The sequence below is a fragment of the Janibacter sp. RAF52 genome (genome assembly GCF_052114035.1).
In the GTDB taxonomy this organism is placed as follows: domain Bacteria; phylum Actinomycetota; class Actinomycetes; order Actinomycetales; family Dermatophilaceae; genus Janibacter; species Janibacter hoylei.
The window spans coordinates 243342-261467 of the sequence record NZ_JBFRDY010000003.1 but is presented as its reverse complement, the minus strand read 5'-3'; the positions used below and the strand labels follow the sequence as shown (position 1 = coordinate 261467).

Here is an 18126-nt window from a genome sequence, read left to right as displayed (position 1 = left end):
TCCTCCCTTCGCCCTAGTCTGTGGTCGTGCGCGTCGACATCCTCAGCAAGGAATACCCACCGGCGGTCTACGGCGGGGCGGGGGTGCACGTCGCGGAGCTGACCCGGGCGTTGCGGGCCCGCGGTGACACCGACGTGCGGGTCCGGTGCTTCGGCGACCCCCGGGACGAAGGGGGGACCACCGGTTATCCCGATCCCGCCGGTCTGGCGGGGGCCAACCCGGCCCTCGTGACGATGGGCGTCGACCTGGCGATGGCCGCCGACTGCGTCGGGGCCGACCTCGTGCACAGCCACACCTGGTACGCCAACTTCGCCGGGCACACCGCGGCCCTGCTGCACGGCGTGCCGCACGTCGTGTCGGCGCACAGCCTCGAGCCGCTGCGACCGTGGAAGGCCGAGCAGCTCGGCGGTGGCTACGCGCTCTCCTCGTGGGTGGAGCGCACTGCCTACGAGGCGGCCGCCGGGGTCATCGCGGTGAGCCACGGGATGCGCGCGGACATCCTGCGCAGCTATCCCACCATCGACCCCGACCGGGTCCACGTGGTGCACAACGGCATCGACGCCGACCTGTGGCGGGCGACGCCCGACCCCGACGTCGTGCGCCGCCACGGGATCGACCCGGACGCACCGTCCGTCGTCTTCGTCGGGCGGATCACCCGGCAAAAGGGGCTGCCACACCTGCTCCGCGCCGTGCGGGACCTGCCGCCCGAGGTGCAGGTCGTGCTGTGCGCCGGAGCGCCCGACACCCCGGAGATCCTCGCCGAGGTCGAGGCCCTCGTCGACGACCTGCGCCGCACCCGCCAAGGTGTCGTGTGGATCCAGGAGATGCTCCCCCGGTCGGAGGTCATCGCGGTGCTGTCGGCTGCGACCGTCTTCGCCTGCCCGTCGGTCTACGAGCCGCTCGGCATCGTCAACCTCGAGGCGATGGCCTGCGAGCTGCCGGTCGTCGCGACGGCGACCGGGGGCATCCCCGAGGTGGTCGACGACGGCGTCACCGGCTGGCTCGTGCCCATCGACCAGGTCGACGACGGGACCGGTGCGCCGGTCGACGCGGCGGCCTTCGAGGCCGATCTCGCCGCCGCGCTCACCGAGGCCGTGGCGGATCCGGAGCAGGCCCGGGAGCGGGGGCTCGCCGGTCGCGAGCGGGCCGTCGAGCACTTTTCGTGGACGAGCATCGGCGACCGGACGATGGCCGTCTACGAGGGTGTGCTGGCCTCGGGCTGATCCGCCGCAAGCCACTGCGCACGCGTGATCTCGGTGATCACCTCACCGAGATCGGCGCCGGGCAGCGGCTCCTCCCACTCACGGACCTCGATGCGCACCTCCCGCATACCGAGGCGGTGCATGACCCCTCGCGAGCCGGCGTTGACGACCATCGTCTCCGCCCGGACCACCTGGAGCCGAGTGTCCGCAAAGCCATCGTCCAGGACGGCCCGAGCGCCCTCGACCGCGAGCCCCTGACGCCACCACCGACGGGCCAGGCGGTACCCGAGCTCGGCGGTCTCGCCCCCTTCGTCCGGCCACAGCGCCCACCACCCGACGGGGCGCTCGCCCAGGTGGCCGACCCACATGGGGCCGGGGACCCGTGGGCTCCAGTGGGCCAGAGCCTCTTCGCGGGTCCGCGCACGCGGCTGCAGGTGTCGCAGCACCTCGGCGTCGCCGTCGAGGTCCGCGAGGAAGGGCAGGTGCTCGGGGCCGATCGGGTCCAGCCGCAGCCGACGGGTCCGCAGAGTGCGCATCAGCGCACCGGGACCCACCCGGCGAGCTGGGCGCAGGCCGCATTGGTCGCGTCGGCGAGGCTGTGCTCGCAGACCCTGGCCAACCGGCGCAACGCGCGGCTGCGGGTGTCGTCGTGGGCGGCGGTGACGGCGCCGGAGGCGGTGAGCCCGACCTCGACCGCCACGGCGATCGTCCCGGCCAGCCCGATGACCTTGCGAGCCCGCTCCGGGAGGTCGGGCGGCAGCGCCCAGTCGGTGCCGAGACGCTCGTCGACGAGGTCACGGGCAAGGTCGTCCGCCCACGGCGTGCCGCCGATGTCGTCGAGCTCGTCGATCGAGGCGAGCAGCTGTCGCCGCAGGTGCCGCTCGAGCTGGGAGGGCTCGAGGGCCTCGATGCGGTGGGGCGGTACGGGGTCGGCGTCGTGGGTCATCCAGTCGATGCGCAGTCCCTGCGCGCCCGCCGAGCCGAAGGTCGAGATGCTCGGGACGAGCAGGCCGCCGAGGCCGGCCACGTAGAGGGCTTCGCCGGCCTCCGCTGCTGCGTCGGCGGCGATCGGACCGCAGCGGGGCAGGCTGCCGAGGTCACCGGGAGCCGGGAGGGCGACGAGGAGGGCGGCTTCGCCGAGGTCGCGCCAGATGCGGACCTGCTCGACGAGTCCCTCGGTGTGGTCGACGTCGGGGAGGGCACGTTCGACGGCGTCGGTGAGGGTCGTGCCGCCGGACCAGGCATGCGTGACCCACAGGGCGACACGGACGGAGGCGGGCAGCTCGGGCATCTGCACGATGCTAGTTGCTGCTGGGTAGGGTCGAGCCATGAGTGATGTCCTCGCCCTGGCCGGTGCCACCGTCGTGCGTGGCGGGTCGACCCTCGTCGCGGATGTCGACTGGGAGGTCGAGGAGGGGCAGCGCTGGGTCGTCCTGGGCCCCAACGGTGCCGGCAAGACGACGCTGCTCCAGCTCGCCGCGGCCCGCATGCACCCGACGAGCGGGGTAGTCGGTGTGCTCGGTGAGGTCCTCGGTGCGGTCGACGTCTTCGACCTGCGTCCGCGCATCGGCCTGGCCTCTGCATCGCTCGCCGAGCGGATCCCGAAGGGGGAGCGGGTCGCCGACGTCGTCGTCACCGCCTCGTGGGGAGTCGTCGGTCGGTGGCGAGAGCGCTACGACGACCTTGACCACGCGCGCGCGGGCGAGCTGCTCGAGGCCCTCGGCGCGGCGCACCTGGCCGATCGGACGTACGGCACGCTCTCGGAGGGAGAGCGCAAGCGGGTCCAGATCGCCCGGGCCCTCATGACCGACCCCGAGCTCATGCTCCTCGACGAGCCGGCCGCCGGTCTCGACCTCGGTGGGCGCGAGGACCTCGTCCAGCGTCTCGGCGCCATCGCCGGTGACCTCGAGGCCCCGGCCCTGGTCATGGTGACCCACCACGTCGAGGAGATCCCGCCGCACTTCACCGACGTGCTCCTGCTGCGCGAGGGCCGCGTCGTCGCCCAGGGGCCGATCGAGATCACCCTGACCGAGGCCAACCTGTCGCAGACCTTTGGTCTCGATCTGGTGCTGGAGCAGCACGGAGAGCGTTGGTCGGCCCGCGCCCGGGCATGATGGTCGGACACGAGACGAAGGGGGAATGACCGTGGAGTGGTTGGGAGACAACCTCTGGCTGGTCTGGTTGGGCCTGGCGCTGGTCCTCATCGCGATCGAGGCGGCGACCGTCGACTTCGTCTTCGTCATGCTCTTCGGAGGAGCGCTCGTCGGGGCCGCTGCGGCCGCACTGGGTGCGCCGGTCGTCGTCCAGATCGTGCTCGCGGTGGCCGTCGCGCTGCTCCTCATCGGGGTCGTGCGCCCCATCGTCAAGCGACAGTTCACCAATCCGGCGGCATCCGCCGACATCGGGTCGGGGGCCCTGAGCGGGCAGACCGCGCGGGTCCTCGAGACGGTCACCGAGACCGACGGTCGGGTGCGCCTGGCCGGGGAGACGTGGAGCGCCCGCGTCCCTGACGGCGAGGCCGCCTGCGAGCCGGGCGCCGAGGTCAGCGTCGTGTCCATCGACGGTGCGACCGCCATCGTCACCCGCCGAGACTGACGGCTCCGCCCGTCGAAAGGAACGCCCATGGGACCCACCATCCTGATCTTCGTGGCGGCGCTGCTGATCTTCGCGCTCGTCATCCTCTTCAAGACGGTGCGCATCGTGCCGCAGCAGACCTCGCTCATCATCGAGCGGCTGGGCCGCTACTCGCGCACCCTCGAGGGTGGCATCCACATCCTCGTGCCCTTTGTCGACAAGGTGCGCGCGAGCATCGACCTGCGCGAGCAGGTCGTGAGCTTCCCGCCGCAGCCGGTCATCACCTCGGACAACCTCGTCGTCAACATCGACACGGTCATCTACTACACGGTCATCGACTCCAAGCGAGCCGTCTACGAGATCGCCAACTTCATCCAGGGCATCGAGCAGCTGACGGTCACCACGCTGCGCAACGTCATCGGCTCGCTCGACCTCGAGCAGACCCTGACCAGCCGCGACCAGATCAACGGCCAGCTCCGCGGCGCGCTCGACGAGGCCACCGGGCGCTGGGGCATCCGGGTCAACCGGGTCGAGCTCAAGGCGATCGACCCGCCCATGTCGATCCAGGAGTCGATGGAAAAGCAGATGAAGGCCGAGCGCGACCGTCGCGCCGCGATCCTCAACGCCGAGGGCGTCAAGCAGTCCCAGATCCTCACGGCCGAGGGTGAGAAGCAGTCGGCGATCCTGCGGGCCGAGGGCTCGGCCCAGGCCGCGGTCCTCGAGGCCCAGGGCCAGTCGCGGGCCATCAAGCAGGTCTTCGACGCGATCCACCGTGGCAAGCCGACGCAAAAGCTGCTCGCCTACCAGTACCTGCAGGTGCTGCCCCAGCTCGCCACCGGTGATTCCAACAAGATGTGGATCATCCCGAGCGAGCTCACCGATGCCCTGCGCGGCATCGGTGGGGCGCTCGGTGGTGGCGACGGCGACGGCCCGAAGGGGGGCCTGGACGCCGAGGACTGGGTCGACCCCGGCCCGGAGGACGCCAACGTCTTCGACCAGACCTCGCTCGAGGACCCGGGCGATGCCCTCGCCGAGGCGCGCGGGCAGGCCGGTCAGGCCAGCCGCGAGGCCACCGAGCACGCGACGCCCGCGTCCCGGGTGCAGCCGGCGATGGGACCCGGTGTCCGCCTGCCCGAGCAGTCGGCGCCGCGGCAGTCGCCCGAGGCCCCTTCCGCTGACGAGCCCGGCGAGCCGCCGGCCGGCGATGCGTCCGGCGAGGCGCCTCAGCAGCCCTGACCCGCGAGCACCCCGATGACCGGACACCCGGTCCACCGTCACTAGGGTGGGCCGGGTGTCGTGGGTGGAGATGGGTGCAGTGGTCCTCGCCGGGGTGTGGGCGGGGGCGATCAACACCCTCGTGGGCTCGGGGACGCTCGTGACATTCCCGGTGCTCCTGGCCATCGGCACCCCGGCCGTCACGGCCAACGTCTCCAACTCGATCGGCCTCGTCGCCGGTGGGGTGAGCGGGACCATCGGGTACCTACCGGAGCTGAAGGGGATGGGACGTCGGGTCCTGCAGCTGGTCCCGATGTCGGTGCTCGGGGCGATCACCGGCGCGCTGCTCCTGCTGTGGCTGCCGCCGGAGGCCTTCGAGGCGATCGTCCCGGTACTCATCGGCATCGGCATTCTGCTCGTGATCTTCGGCCCTCGGCTGCAGGCGTGGAGCAAGGACCGCCACGAGGACGGCGGCCGGATGCCGACGAGCCACCTGGTGGCGCTCATGGCCGGTGTCCTCGTCGCGGGCGTGTACGGCGGCTACTTCGGTGCCGCTCAGGGCGTCATCCTCATCGGCCTGCTGTCCGCCCTGTCGACCGAGCCCCTGCAGGCGCTCAACGGGCTGAAGAACGTCCTCGGCCTCTTCGTCAACGCGGTCGGTTCGCTTGTCTTCATCGTCACCGCACCCGAGCTCATCGACTGGCGGATCGCCCTCCTCGTCGCCGTCGGCGCGATCACCGGTGGTGTGCTCGGCGCGAGGTACGGCCGACGGCTGCCGGCCAATGTCCTGCGCGCCGTCATCGTCGTCGTGGGCCTCGCGGGCCTCGTGAAGTTCGTGTTCTTCCCGTGACGGGCTGGCTCGACCCGGTCCTGCTCTCCCTCGGCCTCGTCGTCATGTGCGGGTCGATGGTGCAGTCGACGATCGGCTTCGGGATCGCGGTGGTCGCGGCTCCCTTCGTCGTCATGCTCCGGCCCGACCTCATGCCGGCCTCGCTCATCGCGTGCGTGTTCTTCCTGCCACTCCTCCAGCTGCTCGGTGGCGCTCGGGAGATCGCGTGGCGACACCTGCGCTGGGCGCTCGGCGCCCGCATCCTCGCGACACCGCTCGGAGTGGCGCTCGTCGCCGTCGCCTCGGCCGATGCCATCGCCCTGACCGTCGGCGTGCTCATCCTCGTGACGGTCGCCGCGTCGGTGTGGGCCGTCGACATCCGGCTGGACCGGCGCAACTCAGCCCTTGCCGGGGCGATCACGGGCGTCTCAGGGACAGCGGCCTCGATCGGTGGGCCCTTCTTCGCGCTCGTGCTGCGCCACGAGCGCCCCGAGTTGCTGCGCGGCACCCTCGCGGCCTTCTTCCTCGCCGGTACGGTCATCGGGATGACCGGTCTGGCGATCGGTGGGCAGGTCGACCGCGAGGACCTGCTCGCGGGGCTGGTGTGGGCTCCCTTCGTCCTCGTGGGGCACCTGCTGGCGGGGCCGGTGCGACGACGGATCCGGCCGGAGTCCGTGCGGCGGGGGGTGCTCGTCTTCTGCGTCATCGCGAGCATCGGGGTCATCGCTCGCGCTCTGCTCTAGCCTCGGCCTGTGCCGATCCTCATCACCGACCCGACCGACGAGCGCCTGCGCGACTTCGTCGGGCTGACCGACGTCAAGCTGCGCAAGGTGCTCGAGCCCGCCGGTGGGCTCTACCTCGCCGAGAGCGAAAAGGTCATCCGGCGGGCGCTCGCTGCCGGCCACCGGCCGCGGGCCCTGCTCATGGGGGAGCGGTGGCTCACCGACCTCGCCGACGTCGTCGCGGACGCCGAGGCGAGCGGGGTACCCGTCTACACCGGGTCGGCCGAGGTCATCGAGGGCATCACGGGCTACAACCTCCACCGCGGGGCGCTGGCCTCGATGCACCGTCCGCAGCTGCCGACGCTCGCCGAGGTGCTCGACGGCGCACGACGGGTGCTGATCATCGAGGACGTCGTCGACCACACCAACGTGGGAGCCATCTTCCGTTCCGCCGCCGCGCTCGGGACCGACGCGGTCCTCGTCACGCCACGATGCGCCGACCCCTTGTACCGCAGGGCGATCCGCGTCTCCATGGGCACGGTCTTCCAGGTGCCGTGGACCCGGATCGACCCGTGGCCGGCCGCGATCGCGGACCTGAGGGAGGCAGGCTGGACCGCGGCCGCGCTGGCCCTGGCCGACGACGCGGTGGGCCTGGACGAGCTCGCCGCCGACCCGCCGGAGCGTCTTGCGCTGGTCCTCGGGACCGAGGGCGACGGCCTGGCGCGACGTACGCTCGGGCACGTGGACGTGACCGTGACCATCCCCATGGCCGGGGGAGTGGACTCCCTCAACGTCGCCGCGGCGGGAGCCGTCGCAGCCTGGGAGCTGAGGGTGCGATGAGCACCGGCGCCCGAACGTCCTTCACCCGGACCCGCTGGCGTGAGGGCTATGCCGTGTCTGACGTCGACGACTTCCTCGATGAACTCGCGGCGGGCCTGCCCGATCAGTAGGGCCGACCCGCCGCGCAGCGTGGGGTGCTGCAGCGTCAGCTGCGGTACATGCCGGTGATGATGGCGCGCCCGATCGTGTGCTGGAGGTAGTTGAAGGCCGCCACGGTGCACGAGACGGAGTCGTCGATGCCCAGGTCGTCGGTGTCGAGCGCGTGGACGGCGAAGACGTAGCGGTGGGCGATGTCGCCCTGCGGCGGGGCCGCGCCGCCGAAGGCCTTGGTCCCGTAGTCGGTCGCGGTCATGAAGGCACCTTCGGGCAGCTGTGCTCCGCCCTCGACCCCCGCGCCCTCGGGCAGCGAGGTGGTGTCGGCCGGGAGGCCGACGACGGTCCAGTGCCAGAAGCCGGCCGGGGTCGGCGCGTCAGGGTCGAAGCAGGAGATCGCGTAGCTCTTGGTGCCCTCCGGGGCGCCCGACCAACGCAGCTGCGGGCTGAGGTTGCCGCCGGTGAAACCCCAGTCGTCGAAGACCTGGGCGTCGGCGAGGGCGCCACCGTCGATGAAGCTCTCGCTGGTCACCTCGAAGGGCGTCGTGGTGGGGAGGAGGTCGTAGGGGGACGGTGCGGTCGGTCGCGTGAGGTCCATGCCATCGACACTAGCGGGCTGGATTATCAGTGCGCTTTCGCGTTAGGTGGAGATCATGCTCCCAGGACGACGACCGCCCCACGACTACCTCGGCACCGTGCTCGGCACGCCCGACCCGAGGGGACTGGCCCGCTTCTACGCCGAGGTCCTCGGCTGGCGCATCCACAGCGACGACGAGGACTGGGCGACGATCGCGCCCGAGCGTGCGCACGTGTACCTCGGCTTCCAGCTCGAGACCGAGCACAGGTCGCCGGCTTGGCCCGCGCTGGAGGGCGACCAGCAGATGCAGATGCACCTGGACATCGAGGTCAGCGACCTAGAGGCCGCCGTCGCGGCGGCGCTGCGCCTGGGCGGACGCCTGTCCGAGCACCAGCCACAGGAAGAGGTCCGCGTGCTCATCGACCCCGCCGGACACCCCTTCTGCCTCTATGTCGGCGCTCCCGAGGAGGCCTCGCAGACGCCGAGCACTGGCGCTCTGCCGACCGTGGAGTGAGGCCACCGGCGAGGCCGCGACGCCCGCCACACGGCGGATTTCGCACTCGCGTCATCCGCGTGTAAAGTTTCACGTCGTTGCCCCGGTGGCCCCCACACCACCGGATGCACCACTCGTCCGGGTGGCGGAATTGGCAGACGCGCTAGCTTGAGGTGCTAGTGCCCGTATTAGGGCATGGGGGTTCAAGTCCCCCCTCGGACACAGATTGGATGAAGGCCCCCGGTTCGCCGGGGGCCTTCGTCGTTGCCGACTCAGGCCACGTGCTCCTCGTACTCACGGTCGCCGCGGAAAGGCATGAGGTGCTGGGCGACGAGCCCACGCGGCACCGTCTCCAGACGCAGCACGCCGTACTCCTCGGGCCAGCTGCCGTCGCGGGGGAGCTTGAAGCTGCCCATGAGCATGTCGACGACCGGCAGGTGGATCGCGTAGTTGCGGTCCCAGTAGTCGACGTGGCGGGCGTGGTGCCAGTGATGGTAGCGGGGCAGGACGACGAGGTACTCGAGCCAGCCGAAGCGGACCCCGATGTTGGCGTGGGCGACGACGGCCTGCAGCCCGACGATGATGACGTAGGCGTTGACGGCAGCGGTCGAGAAGCCGAGGACCATGAGCGGCAGCAGGACGATGCTGCGGGTCAGGACTGTCTCCGCGAGGTGGACCCGCGAGCCGGCGAGCCAGTCGAGGTCGCGGCTCGAGTGGTGCACTGCGTGGAAGCGCCAGAGGGTCTTCACCCGGTGGTAGGCCCGGTGCAGCACGGCCTGGGCCAGGTCGGCGACGAAGACCGCGAGCAGGACCTGCAGCCACAGCGGCATCCCGACGACGAGCGCCTTGACCGGGTCGACCGCGATGGCGGCGGCCACCGTCGTCGTGGAGGCCGTCACGAGGATGAGGATGAACTGCACGAGCACGTGGCTGAGGAAGAAGTAGCAGATGTCGGTGCGCCAACCGCCCCGCAGCACCGGGTGAGGGCTGTGGGCCAGGTAGCGCTCGAGCGGGATGAAGACGATCGCGGAGAAGAAGAGCGAGAGGATGAACCAATCCACCCCGAGCGAGTAGGGCGTCGCCTCGACCTTGTCCAGCGGCACCGAGGTCCCGCCGAGCAGCACCGCGGCGGTCGCCGAGGCTAGGCCGGTGAGGGCGAGCCGGCGCCGCTGATCGGCGAGCACCGCGACGGTCCCGGCGACGAAGGTTGTGACGAGCCCGACGAGGAGCAGGCCGCGGGCGAAGTCCGACGTGTAGACCGGCCGGAACGCCTGGCTGGTCAGCGCCTCGGGGAAGTGGAAGCACAGCACGGCGAGCAGGCTCAGGACCCCGCACCAGACGGCGGTGTGGGGGAGCAGGATGCGGTCCTTGGCGAACATGATCCGACCGTAGGGAGGACGAAGGGGGGCGCACATGGGGTCTGCTACTCACCGTGGGCTTCGAGACGCCCGCTGGGCGGACTCCTCAGCCAACCCGGGGAGGCGCCCGCTGCGGACTCCTCAGCCAGCGGCACGGTGGGGCGAATGCGTTGGGGGGTCCCCCCTTCGCGGGGATAGAGTTCGACGGGTGCCCGCCCGGGCACCTGAACCCGTCCCACAGGAGTCCACGTGTCTGCCCAGATCACCATCAACGTCGCCGGCGACGAGCGATTGGTGGACCAGGGCACGACCGCGGCCGATCTCTTCGACGGGGACCGGGCAGTCCTCGTGGCCCGGGTCAACGGCGAGCTGCGCGACCTCGCGCACGAGCTCGCCCAGGGTGACGTCGTCGAGCCCGTCACCGCCCAGGAGCAGGACGGCCTCGACGTCCTCCGCCACTCCACGGCCCACGTCCTCGCGCAGGCGGTCCAGCAGATCAACCCCGACGCCAAGCTCGGCATCGGTCCGCCGATCCGCGACGGCTTCTACTACGACTTCGACGTCGCCGAGCCCTTCACGCCCGAGGACCTCAAGGCCCTCGACAAGGCGATGCAGCGGATCATCAACGAGGGTCAGACCTTCGTGCGCCGCGAGGTCAGCGACGACGACGCGCTCGTCGAGCTCGAGCACGAGCCCTACAAGTGCGAGCTCATCGGCCTCAAGGGCGGTGCCTCCGACGACGCTGCCGAGGGTGCCTCCGTCGAGGTCGGCGGTGCCCAGCTGACGATCTACGACAACGTCCGCCGCGACGGCACCCGCGCCTGGGGCGACCTGTGCCGCGGCCCGCACGTGCCGACCACCAAGGTCATCGGCAATGCCTACAAGATCATGCGCAGCGCCGCGGCCTACTGGCGCGGCAGTGAAAAGAATCCGCAGCTGCAGCGCGTCTACGGGACCGCTTGGCCGAGCAAGGACGAGCTCAAGGCCTATCTCGACCGCCTCGCCGAGGCCGAGAAGCGTGACCACCGCAAGCTCGGTCGCGAGCTCGACCTGTACTCCTTCCCCGACGAGATCGGCTCCGGCCTGCCCGTCTTCCACCCCAAGGGTGGCGTCATCAAGCGGGAGATGGAGGACTACGTCCGTCAGCGGCACATCGAGGAGGGCTTCGAGTACGTCGGGACCCCACACATCGCCAAAGAGGGGCTCTTCCACACCTCCGGCCACCTGCCGTACTACGGCGAAGGGATGTATCCCCCCTTCGACGTCGACGGCATGGACTACCGGCTCAAGGCGATGAACTGCCCCATGCACAACCTCATCTACCGGAGCAAGCAGCGCTCATACCGCGAGCTGCCGCTGCGCCTCTTCGAGTTCGGCCACGTCTACCGCCACGAGAAGTCCGGCGTCATCCACGGCCTGACCCGTGTGCGCGGCTTCGCCCAGGACGACAGCCACTCCTACGTCACCAAGGAGCAGGCGCCCGACGAGATCCGCCACCTGCTCGACTTCATCCTCGGGCTGCTGCGCGACTTCGGTCTCGACGACTTCTACCTCGAGCTGTCCACCCGGGACGAAGGGGGCGACAAGAGCTCGAAGTTCATCGGCAGCGACGAGGACTGGGCCGAGGCGACGTCCGTCCTGGAGAGCGTCTGCCGCGAGACCGGGCTCGAGCTCGTGCCCGACCCGGGCGGCGCCGCCTACTACGGCCCCAAGGTGTCGGTGCAGGCCCGTGACGCCATCGGCCGCACCTGGCAGATGAGCACCATCCAGTACGACTTCAACCAGCCGTCGGCGGACCGCTTCGCCCTCGAGTACCAGGCTGCGGACGGCTCCCGCCAGCAGCCGGTGATGATCCACTCGGCGAAGTTCGGCTCGATCGAGCGCTTCATCGGGGTCCTCGTCGAGCACTACGCCGGCGCCTTCCCCGTGTGGCTCTCGCCGGTGCAGGTGCTCGGTGTCCCGGTGGCCGAGGAGTACAACGACTACCTCTGGGACGTGCTCCAGCAGATGCGGGCGAAGGGGATCCGCGTCGAGCTCGACGACAGCGACGACCGTTTCCCCAAGAAGATCCGCAATGCGAGCAAGGCCAAGGTGCCCTTCACGCTCATCGCCGGTGAGGAGGACCGCAGCAACAACGCGGTCTCCTTCCGCTACCGCGACGGGTCCCAGGAAAACGGGCTGCCGATCGAGACCGCCGTCGAGCGGATCCTCGCGGCGATCGCCGCCAAGGACCAGGTGACGTCGGCGCCGAGCCTGACCAACCCCGGCCCCGGCGCCGCCCCTGCCGGCACCATCTGACCCGCTCCGCCTGACAGGCCTGCGCATTTCCCTAAGGAAATGCGCAGGCCTGTGGTGATTTCCCTAGGGAAATGTGGGGTCTGGTGGTGATTCCCTAGGGAAATGCGGACGGTGGGGGCGGTCCTTGGCTAGGTTGCGGGCATGACGACCCGGATCCGGCCGATCGAGCGCGACGACGCCCTGTCGCTCGCGGCCCTTCGCCTGCAGCAGGACCGGGAGGTGGGCCGGGCGACCCGACCCGGCTTCCTCACCGACTACGCCGACGCCCTCCTGGCGGACTTCGACGGCTACCGAGGATGGATCGCCGAGGAGCACGACGGCCGACCGGTCGGGTGCGTCCTCGCCCACCGGGTGCGCAAGCTGCCCACCCTCGGGCACGTCGGACGACCCGAGTGGTGGTACGTGCAGCAGGTCTTCGTCTCGACCGACCGCCGCCGCGAAGGGGTGGGCCGCCGCCTCCTGCACGCGGTGCAGGAGGCGGCCACCGCCGAGCGGGTCCGCTGGGTGCGGCTGAACTCGAGCGACGCGGGGCGACCGCTCTTCGACGCGGTGGGATTCACCGGGCCGGTCGACCGGCTGCGCGAGTGGGTCCCGCCGAAGGCCTGACGTCAGCCCTGTGCGTGCAGGCTCATGCTCGCGTTGGTGATCCGCTGCTGGTCGTCGAGACGGAAGGTGATCGAGCCGGTCTCGTCCGACAGGACGATCTGCTGCCCCTGGTCGTCGACCGAGAAGCCCTCGCGGTGCTCCGCGAGACCGAGGACAGCCGAGCGGTGGTCGGTGATGATCCCGCTGGTGAGCACCGGCTCGACGCGCGAGGCCACCTGCATGAGGCTCGGCTCCGGGACGTCGATGCCCTCGAGCACCATGACGAGTCGGGTACCGCCGCCGGCGTTCACCGTGTAGTAGGGGGAAATGCGCGTCGCCTCGACGCCCACGCAGGCGGCGAGGTGGCCCAGGTGGGCCGTCGTCGCCGCGATGTCGTCGCCGGCCTCGAAGGGCAGCTCCGGCGACGTGAGGTCGGTGATGCCGAAGCGCTCGCCGAGCTCCTTGACCCGGCCGGCCACCTCACCGCCGCCCTGGGGGTGTGCCCAGCCCCAGAGCATCGACTTCGGTCCCGGGGCGACCGAGGCGATGAGGTGGCAGCGGGCGGTGAGGGTGCGCTCGGCGCCGACGAACTGCAGCGTCCCTTCCTGCAGGTCCCCGGCGATCTGGTGGTCGCCGACCTGCTCCTCGAGCGACTCGGCGAGCAGCGTCTGGCGGAGCGTGGCGTAGTAGGCGGCTCGGTTGGCGACATTCTGCAGTCCTGGATGCATGTCGCCATCCTGCCGCGACCCGACCCCCGTGACGAAGGGGGAGGACTCCCCTTCGTCACGGCGTGACAGGATCGGCGCATGACGCAGCACGACCACCCGACCGAGGACGACCGCTCCCTCGTGGGCGTGCCCGACGGCTTCGACCGTCTCTGGACGCCCCACCGGATGGCCTACGTGACGGGGGAGCGGCCGAGCGACGAGGCGGGGGACGGGTGCCCCTTCTGCGTCGCCCCCGACAAGGAGGACGCCGAGGGGCTGGTCGTCCACCGCGGCGAGACCTGCTTCGTCGTCATGAACCTCTTCCCGTACAACGCCGGCCACGTGCTCGTCTGCCCGTACCGGCACGTCTCGCTCTACATCGACCTCACCGACGAGGAGACCGCCGAGTTCACCGCTCTCACCAAGGCGGCGATCCGTGCCCTGCAGGCCTCGTCCAACCCCCACGGCTTCAACCTCGGGATGAACCAGGGCGCCGTGGCCGGGGCCGGCGTGGCCGCCCACCTGCACCAGCACGTCATCCCGCGATGGGGTGGCGACATGAACTTCCTGCCCATCGTCGCGCAGACCAAGGCCCTGCCGATCCTCCTCGAGGACGCCCGGCAGGCCCTCGTGGCGGCCTGGCCGCAGGCGTAGCCCAGCGGCCGGGGTGGCCCGACGCCAGCGCGGCGGTCGGGGCAGCGGCCCGTGCGCGGTTACGCTTGACCCGCCATGCTCAATCGATACGCGCGCGCCGCGGTCACCCGGATCCTCACCCCGGTGGCCAAACTCCTCAACCGCTGGGGTGTCAGCCCCGACGTGGTGACGATCCTCGGCACCATCGGGGTCTGCGTCGGCGCGCTCGTCTTCTTCCCGCGGGGACAGCTGCTCGTCGGGGTGCTCGTCATCACCGCCTTCGTCTTCTCCGACACGATCGACGGCGTCATGGCCCGCCTGCTGGGGCGCACGAGCAAGTGGGGGGCCTTCCTCGACTCGACCCTCGACCGGATCGGTGACGCCGCGATCTTCTCCGGCCTGGCGATCTGGTTCTTCCAGGGCGGCGACGACCGCGTCATGGCATGGCTGGCCATGGCCTGCCTCGTGCTCGGCAGCGTCGTCTCTTACGCCCGAGCCCGCGCCGAGGGACTGGGCATGACGGCGAGCGTCGGCATCGCCGAGCGGGCCGACCGCCTCGTCGCGGCGCTCGTGACCACGGGGCTCGTCGGCCTCGGGCTGCCCGAGGTCGTGCTCAAGGTGGTGCTCGCGGTCCTCGCCGTGGCGAGCGTCATCACGATCCTCCAGCGGGTCCTCTTCGTGCGTCAGCAGGTGCTGGCCGAGGAGGCTGCCGACTCGACGCCCGCGACGTCGTGAGCCGCCTGCGGCACCGGGCGACCGTGTGGGCCTTCCTCCTCGCGTGGCGGGTGCTGCGGCTGCTGCCGGAGGGGTTGGCCTACCGCCTCTTCGACCTTGCCGCCGACCGCACGTACGCGGCGAACTCCGGCTCCGTGCAGCGGCTGCGCGCCAACTACGCCCGAGTGCGCCCTGAGCTGACCGCCGCAGAGCTCGAGGCGCTCGTGGCGAAGGGGGTGCGCGCCGCCCTTCGCTACTACGTCGAGGCCTTCCGCCTCCCGGCGGTCACGGGGGAGCAGGTCGACTCCCGGGTCCGCTTCGAGGGGGCGATGCCGCAGCTCAAGGAGCACCTGCGTGCGGGCCGGCCCGTCCTGGCCTTCCTCGGTCACACGGGCAACTGGGACCTCGCCGGGGTCTGGTGCGCACGTCACCTGGGGACCGTCGTCACGGTGGCCGAGCGGTTGGAGCCCGAGGAGATGTTCCGCGCCTTCCTCGACTACCGCGAGAGCCTCGGCATGGTCATCCACCCGGCCGAGCACGGGACCTTCGCGCGGCTGCGCGAGCAGCTGGCGACGGGGGAGCCGGTCGTCATGCCCCTCCTCGCCGACCGCGACCTGTCGGCCACCGGCGTCGAGGTCGACCTGTGCGGGCACCGCGCGCGCATGGCCGCCGGGCCGGCAGCGCTGGCGGTGGAGACCGGCCTGCCGCTCTACCCCGTCACCCTGCGGCACGAGCGCCTCGGGCGCACCTGGGGCATGGTCGTGACGATCCACGATGCCGTCGACGTGCCGTCGGCGGAGTGTGCTGACGCCGTGGCGCGCACGACCCAGGCCTGCGCCGATGCCTTCGGTCGGGCCATCACCGAGCACACCGAGGACTGGCACATGATGCAGCGGGTCTTCGTGGAGGACCTCGACCCCGCACGTGACGCGGAGCGACGGAGGGCGGCATGAGGGTCGGTCTCGTCAGCCCGTACTCCTTCGACGTGCCCGGAGGGGTCCAGTTCCACATCCGGGACCTCGCTGACTACCTCGTCGCCCACGGGCACCACGCCTCGGTGCTCGCACCGGCCGACGAAGGCACCGAGCTGCCGGACCACGTCGTCCCCGCCGGGCGTGCCGTCCCGATCCGGTACAACGGGTCGACGGCTCGACTGCTCTTCGGGCCCGTCGCCGCGGCCAAGGTCAGCCGTTGGCTCGAGGAGGGCGACTTCGACGTCGTGCACATCCACGAACCCCTGGCGCCGAGCCTGTCGGTGCTGGCGCTGTGGGCCGCGTCGAGCCCGGTGGTCGCGACCTTCCACACCTCCAACGTCCGCTCCCGCGTCATGCAGGCGGCATACCCGCTGCTGCGCCCGTCGTTGGAAAAGATCCACGGGCGGATCGCCGTCTCGGAGGATGCGCGACGCACCGTGACGACCCACATCGGTGGCGACGCGGTCGTGATCCCCAACGGCGTCGACACCGGAGTCTTCGCCCGGGCGACCCGCGACCCGCGCTGGTCCGGGGCTCCGGGGCGGCCCACCCTGGTCTTCCTCGGCCGCATCGACGAGCCGCGCAAGGGCCTGCCCGTGCTCGCTGCCGCGATGCCCGCGATCCTCGACGCGATACCGGGCGCCCGGCTCCTCGTCGTCGGGCCGGGCAGCCTCGAGCCCGCCCGGGCCCGGCTGCCCGAGCGGGTCCTGGCTGCGACGGAGTTCCTCGGGGCGCTGTCCGACGAGGACAAGGCGAGCGCTCTCGCCTCGGCCGACCTCTACATCGCGCCGCACACGGGCGGGGAGAGCTTCGGCATCGTCCTCGTGGAGGCGATGGCGGCCGGGGCCCCGATCCTGGCGAGCGACCTCTCCGCCTTCCAACGGGTGCTCGACGCCGGCCGGTCGGGCATGGCAGGGGCGCTCTTCGCCAACGAGAGCGCGGAGGACCTCGCGGCTCGGGCGGTGGAGCTGCTGCGCGACCCGGCACGGCTGCGGGTGCTGTCGGAGCGTGGCCGCACCCGTGCGCAGGCCTTCGACTGGCAGGTCGTCGCCCGCGAGATCGTGGCCGTCTACGACACGGTCGTCGACGCGGGTGGCCACCAGCGTCAGGTCCCCCGGCTCCGCCCGGGCCTCGACGCCCGAGCGGGAGGGGGGCCGCGATGACTGCGGTGAGCTGGATCGTCGTCGCCATCTGCCTCGTCCTCGTGCTCGCGTGGTACCTCTCGTACAGCGCGGCACGCCTCGACCGTCTGCATGCCAAGGTGGAAGGGGCCCTGTCCGCCCTCGACGCCCACGTCGTCCGGCGTGCCGAGGCGAGCCTCGAGCTGGTCAACTCGGGGGCGATCGATCCCGCGAGCGGATTCCTCATCGCCGCGGCAGCGAGCCAGTCGCTCGAGCGGGTCAACGAGCACACCTTCGAGTCGGACCTGCTCGAGGGACAGCACTTCGCCGGGCGCGAGAGCGTCGAGAGCGAGCTGACGGAGGCCCTGCTCGCCGCGCTCCCGCCCGAGGTGGTGCTCGAGGTGACCTCGGCCGGCGGTCCCGGCGCCGCTGCCCTGGACCGGGTGCGCGAGGCCGGACTGCGCGTGCAGCTGGCTCGCCGCTTCCACAACGACGCGGTCAAGGAGGTCCAGCGAGTCCGGGCCAAGCGTGTCGTCCGTGTCTTCAGGCTGGCCGGCCACGCCGACCTCCCGCAGACCGTCGAGTTCGACGACGCCCTGCCCTCGGCCTGATCTGGCGCCACCGCCCCCGCTTGGGCATGATCACCCCATGACCCTCGCGGATCTCACCCTCTTGGCTCCGGTCAACGGGCTGCTCGGCCTCGCCGGCATGCCTCGTCTGGCCCTCGAGCACCTGGTCGCCGCCCAGGCCGTGCTCCTCGTCGGCGACCAGCTGGCCGCAGCACTGCCGGCCCGCAGGCGTCGGCATCGCCGTAGCCGCGGAGGAGGCATCGGCTTCTTCGGCCTGTGCTGCTGCATCCTCCCCCTCGTGGTCGTCGGTGTCGTCGGCTACCTGTTGTGGAAGCGCAGCCAGAACGGCGGCAACACCCAGGTCGGCGGGGGGCATCAGCCCTTCGCTGCCGGTCATCAGGTCCCGCCGCCCCCGGGCGGCACCCCCCAAGCACCGCCGCCCCCCGGTGCCTCGGACCAGGTGCCCCCGCCCCCGAGCAGCACCCACCCGGTGCCTCCGCCCCCGAGCGGGCCCTCGACCCCGGAGGGCCCCGCCCAGCCCTAGCTGCACCGACCGTGCTGGATCAGCGGTCGCAGGCTGGGGGTCGGCCCGACTCATGGAAAAGTCCCGACTCCTCAAGGA

22 protein-coding genes and 1 tRNA gene are annotated in these 18126 nt (G+C 71.3%); 18 read left to right on the top strand and 5 right to left on the bottom strand.

The genetic code is table 11. The features are described 5' to 3' along the window. Nucleotides 1-26 precede the first annotated feature (26 nt). Entirely contained in the window at nt 27-1223 is a 1197-nt protein-coding gene (glgA, locus tag AB4Y78_RS05805) for a glycogen synthase (protein WP_441713246.1), read from the top strand. On the opposite strand, the gene AB4Y78_RS05800 is transcribed toward glgA, so the two are convergent. Next, nucleotides 1196-1738, bottom strand: coding sequence for a GNAT family N-acetyltransferase (locus AB4Y78_RS05800; protein WP_441736936.1), 543 nt, complete (start codon nt 1736-1738; stop codon nt 1196-1198). The two genes, glgA and AB4Y78_RS05800, sit on opposite strands and share 28 nt — an antisense overlap. Further along, nucleotides 1738-2493, bottom strand: coding sequence for a hypothetical protein (locus tag AB4Y78_RS05795; protein WP_306514371.1), 756 nt, complete (start codon nt 2491-2493; stop codon nt 1738-1740). Before AB4Y78_RS05795 ends, AB4Y78_RS05800 begins: the two co-directional genes overlap by 1 nt. A gap of 37 nt (nt 2494-2530) precedes the next feature. Here AB4Y78_RS05795 and AB4Y78_RS05790 point away from each other — a divergent pair, with 37 nt between their 5' ends. From AB4Y78_RS05790 to AB4Y78_RS05760, 7 genes are read left to right on the top strand one after another with little or no spacing between them, the layout of a single operon-like run. Next, entirely contained in the window at nt 2531-3316 is a 786-nt protein-coding gene (locus tag AB4Y78_RS05790; RefSeq protein WP_007927538.1) for an ABC transporter ATP-binding protein, read from the top strand. A gap of 25 nt (nt 3317-3341) precedes the next feature. Beyond that, nucleotides 3342-3797 carry an NfeD family protein gene (locus AB4Y78_RS05785; RefSeq protein ID WP_007927537.1) on the top strand — a complete coding sequence of 152 codons (456 nt, stop codon included), beginning with the start codon at nt 3342-3344 and terminating at the stop codon, nt 3795-3797. 27 nt (nt 3798-3824) lie between these two features. Continuing rightward, nucleotides 3825-5012 carry an SPFH domain-containing protein gene (locus AB4Y78_RS05780; protein ID WP_007927536.1) on the top strand — a complete coding sequence of 396 codons (1188 nt, stop codon included), beginning with the start codon at nt 3825-3827 and terminating at the stop codon, nt 5010-5012. Nucleotides 5013-5067: 55 nt separating this feature from the next. Then, complete coding sequence (locus AB4Y78_RS05775; RefSeq protein WP_441713243.1) at nt 5068-5841, top strand: sulfite exporter TauE/SafE family protein; 774 nt, start codon at nt 5068-5070, stop codon at nt 5839-5841. Beyond that, nucleotides 5838-6563, top strand: coding sequence for a TSUP family transporter (locus tag AB4Y78_RS05770; RefSeq protein WP_441713242.1), 726 nt, complete (start codon nt 5838-5840; stop codon nt 6561-6563). The genes AB4Y78_RS05775 and AB4Y78_RS05770 overlap by 4 nt, the downstream gene beginning before the upstream one ends. Nucleotides 6564-6572: 9 nt before the next feature. Then, nucleotides 6573-7382 carry a TrmH family RNA methyltransferase gene (locus tag AB4Y78_RS05765; RefSeq protein WP_441713241.1) on the top strand — a complete coding sequence of 270 codons (810 nt, stop codon included), beginning with the start codon at nt 6573-6575 and terminating at the stop codon, nt 7380-7382. After that, nucleotides 7379-7492 (top strand): DivIVA domain-containing protein, encoded by a 114-nt coding sequence (locus AB4Y78_RS05760; protein WP_441713240.1) that lies wholly within the window; start codon nt 7379-7381, stop codon nt 7490-7492. Before AB4Y78_RS05765 ends, AB4Y78_RS05760 begins: the two co-directional genes overlap by 4 nt. A 35-nt stretch (nt 7493-7527) precedes the next feature. Here the strand turns inward: AB4Y78_RS05760 and AB4Y78_RS05755 are convergent, their stop codons facing one another. Then, a complete protein-coding gene (locus AB4Y78_RS05755; RefSeq protein ID WP_441713239.1) occupies nt 7528-8073 on the bottom strand; it encodes a YbhB/YbcL family Raf kinase inhibitor-like protein in 546 nt (181 codons plus the stop codon). Nucleotides 8074-8128: 55 nt separating this feature from the next. Here AB4Y78_RS05755 and AB4Y78_RS05750 point away from each other — a divergent pair, with 55 nt between their 5' ends. Beyond that, on the top strand, nt 8129-8566 hold the full coding sequence (locus AB4Y78_RS05750) for a VOC family protein (RefSeq protein ID WP_007927526.1): 438 nt from the start codon (nt 8129-8131) through the stop codon (nt 8564-8566). A 115-nt stretch (nt 8567-8681) separates the two neighbouring features. Beyond that, nucleotides 8682-8767: transfer RNA gene (locus AB4Y78_RS05745), tRNA-Leu, on the top strand. 50 nt (nt 8768-8817) lie between these two features. Here the strand turns inward: AB4Y78_RS05745 and AB4Y78_RS05740 are convergent. Then, nucleotides 8818-9924 carry a sterol desaturase family protein gene (locus AB4Y78_RS05740; RefSeq protein ID WP_441736933.1) on the bottom strand — a complete coding sequence of 369 codons (1107 nt, stop codon included), beginning with the start codon at nt 9922-9924 and terminating at the stop codon, nt 8818-8820. A gap of 228 nt (nt 9925-10152) precedes the next feature. Here AB4Y78_RS05740 and thrS point away from each other — a divergent pair, with 228 nt between their 5' ends. Continuing rightward, nucleotides 10153-12201: a threonine--tRNA ligase gene (gene thrS, locus AB4Y78_RS05735; protein ID WP_441736930.1), complete on the top strand. Its 2049-nt coding sequence runs from the start codon at nt 10153-10155 to the stop codon at nt 12199-12201. 141 nt (nt 12202-12342) lie between these two features. Next, nucleotides 12343-12807: a GNAT family N-acetyltransferase gene (locus AB4Y78_RS05730; protein ID WP_007927497.1), complete on the top strand. Its 465-nt coding sequence runs from the start codon at nt 12343-12345 to the stop codon at nt 12805-12807. A gap of 2 nt (nt 12808-12809) precedes the next feature. Here AB4Y78_RS05730 and AB4Y78_RS05725 read toward each other — a convergent pair whose 3' ends face one another. After that, complete coding sequence (locus AB4Y78_RS05725; protein ID WP_259921039.1) at nt 12810-13514, bottom strand: DUF6882 domain-containing protein; 705 nt, start codon at nt 13512-13514, stop codon at nt 12810-12812. 78 nt (nt 13515-13592) lie between these two features. Between AB4Y78_RS05725 and AB4Y78_RS05720 the strand changes: the two genes are divergently transcribed. The 6 genes from AB4Y78_RS05720 (at nt 13593) to AB4Y78_RS05695 (ending at nt 18048) form a co-directional block, all read left to right on the top strand. Continuing rightward, nucleotides 13593-14147 carry an HIT family protein gene (locus AB4Y78_RS05720; protein WP_441713236.1) on the top strand — a complete coding sequence of 185 codons (555 nt, stop codon included), beginning with the start codon at nt 13593-13595 and terminating at the stop codon, nt 14145-14147. Nucleotides 14148-14222: 75 nt separating this feature from the next. Continuing rightward, nucleotides 14223-14861, top strand: a complete 639-nt coding sequence (pgsA, locus tag AB4Y78_RS05715; RefSeq protein WP_259921042.1) for a phosphatidylinositol phosphate synthase — start codon at nt 14223-14225, stop codon at nt 14859-14861. Beyond that, entirely contained in the window at nt 14858-15793 is a 936-nt protein-coding gene (locus AB4Y78_RS05710) for a phosphatidylinositol mannoside acyltransferase (RefSeq protein WP_441713235.1), read from the top strand. The genes pgsA and AB4Y78_RS05710 overlap by 4 nt, the downstream gene beginning before the upstream one ends. After that, a complete protein-coding gene (locus tag AB4Y78_RS05705) occupies nt 15790-16977 on the top strand; it encodes a glycosyltransferase family 4 protein (protein WP_441713234.1) in 1188 nt (395 codons plus the stop codon). The genes AB4Y78_RS05710 and AB4Y78_RS05705 overlap by 4 nt, the downstream gene beginning before the upstream one ends. Further along, nucleotides 16974-17546, top strand: coding sequence for a hypothetical protein (locus AB4Y78_RS05700; protein WP_040881264.1), 573 nt, complete (start codon nt 16974-16976; stop codon nt 17544-17546). Before AB4Y78_RS05705 ends, AB4Y78_RS05700 begins: the two co-directional genes overlap by 4 nt. Nucleotides 17547-17583: 37 nt before the next feature. Next, nucleotides 17584-18048 (top strand): hypothetical protein, encoded by a 465-nt coding sequence (locus AB4Y78_RS05695; protein ID WP_441713233.1) that lies wholly within the window; start codon nt 17584-17586, stop codon nt 18046-18048. Nucleotides 18049-18126 lie beyond the last annotated feature (78 nt).

What these genes read in the sequence shown, in the direction of transcription:
- AB4Y78_RS05700 (WP_040881264.1), top strand. Translation starts at nt 16,974, where the DNA reads ATGACTGCGGTGAGCTGGATCGTCGTCGCCATCTGCCTCGTCCTCGTG.
- AB4Y78_RS05795 (WP_306514371.1), bottom strand. Translation starts at nt 2,493, where the DNA reads ATGCCCGAGCTGCCCGCCTCCGTCCGTGTCGCCCTGTGGGTCACGCAT.
- AB4Y78_RS05740 (WP_441736933.1), bottom strand. Translation starts at nt 9,924, where the DNA reads ATGTTCGCCAAGGACCGCATCCTGCTCCCCCACACCGCCGTCTGGTGC.
- AB4Y78_RS05720 (WP_441713236.1), top strand. Translation starts at nt 13,593, where the DNA reads ATGACGCAGCACGACCACCCGACCGAGGACGACCGCTCCCTCGTGGGC.
- AB4Y78_RS05705 (WP_441713234.1), top strand. Translation starts at nt 15,790, where the DNA reads ATGAGGGTCGGTCTCGTCAGCCCGTACTCCTTCGACGTGCCCGGAGGG.
- AB4Y78_RS05750 (WP_007927526.1), top strand. Translation starts at nt 8,129, where the DNA reads ATGCTCCCAGGACGACGACCGCCCCACGACTACCTCGGCACCGTGCTC.
- pgsA (WP_259921042.1), top strand. Translation starts at nt 14,223, where the DNA reads ATGCTCAATCGATACGCGCGCGCCGCGGTCACCCGGATCCTCACCCCG.
- AB4Y78_RS05785 (WP_007927537.1), top strand. Translation starts at nt 3,342, where the DNA reads ATGACCGTGGAGTGGTTGGGAGACAACCTCTGGCTGGTCTGGTTGGGC.
- AB4Y78_RS05755 (WP_441713239.1), bottom strand. Translation starts at nt 8,073, where the DNA reads ATGGACCTCACGCGACCGACCGCACCGTCCCCCTACGACCTCCTCCCC.
- AB4Y78_RS05725 (WP_259921039.1), bottom strand. Translation starts at nt 13,514, where the DNA reads ATGCATCCAGGACTGCAGAATGTCGCCAACCGAGCCGCCTACTACGCC.
- AB4Y78_RS05790 (WP_007927538.1), top strand. Translation starts at nt 2,531, where the DNA reads ATGAGTGATGTCCTCGCCCTGGCCGGTGCCACCGTCGTGCGTGGCGGG.
- AB4Y78_RS05695 (WP_441713233.1), top strand. Translation starts at nt 17,584, where the DNA reads ATGACCCTCGCGGATCTCACCCTCTTGGCTCCGGTCAACGGGCTGCTC.
- AB4Y78_RS05760 (WP_441713240.1), top strand. Translation starts at nt 7,379, where the DNA reads ATGAGCACCGGCGCCCGAACGTCCTTCACCCGGACCCGCTGGCGTGAG.
- AB4Y78_RS05800 (WP_441736936.1), bottom strand. Translation starts at nt 1,738, where the DNA reads ATGCGCACTCTGCGGACCCGTCGGCTGCGGCTGGACCCGATCGGCCCC.
- AB4Y78_RS05730 (WP_007927497.1), top strand. Translation starts at nt 12,343, where the DNA reads ATGACGACCCGGATCCGGCCGATCGAGCGCGACGACGCCCTGTCGCTC.
- AB4Y78_RS05780 (WP_007927536.1), top strand. Translation starts at nt 3,825, where the DNA reads ATGGGACCCACCATCCTGATCTTCGTGGCGGCGCTGCTGATCTTCGCG.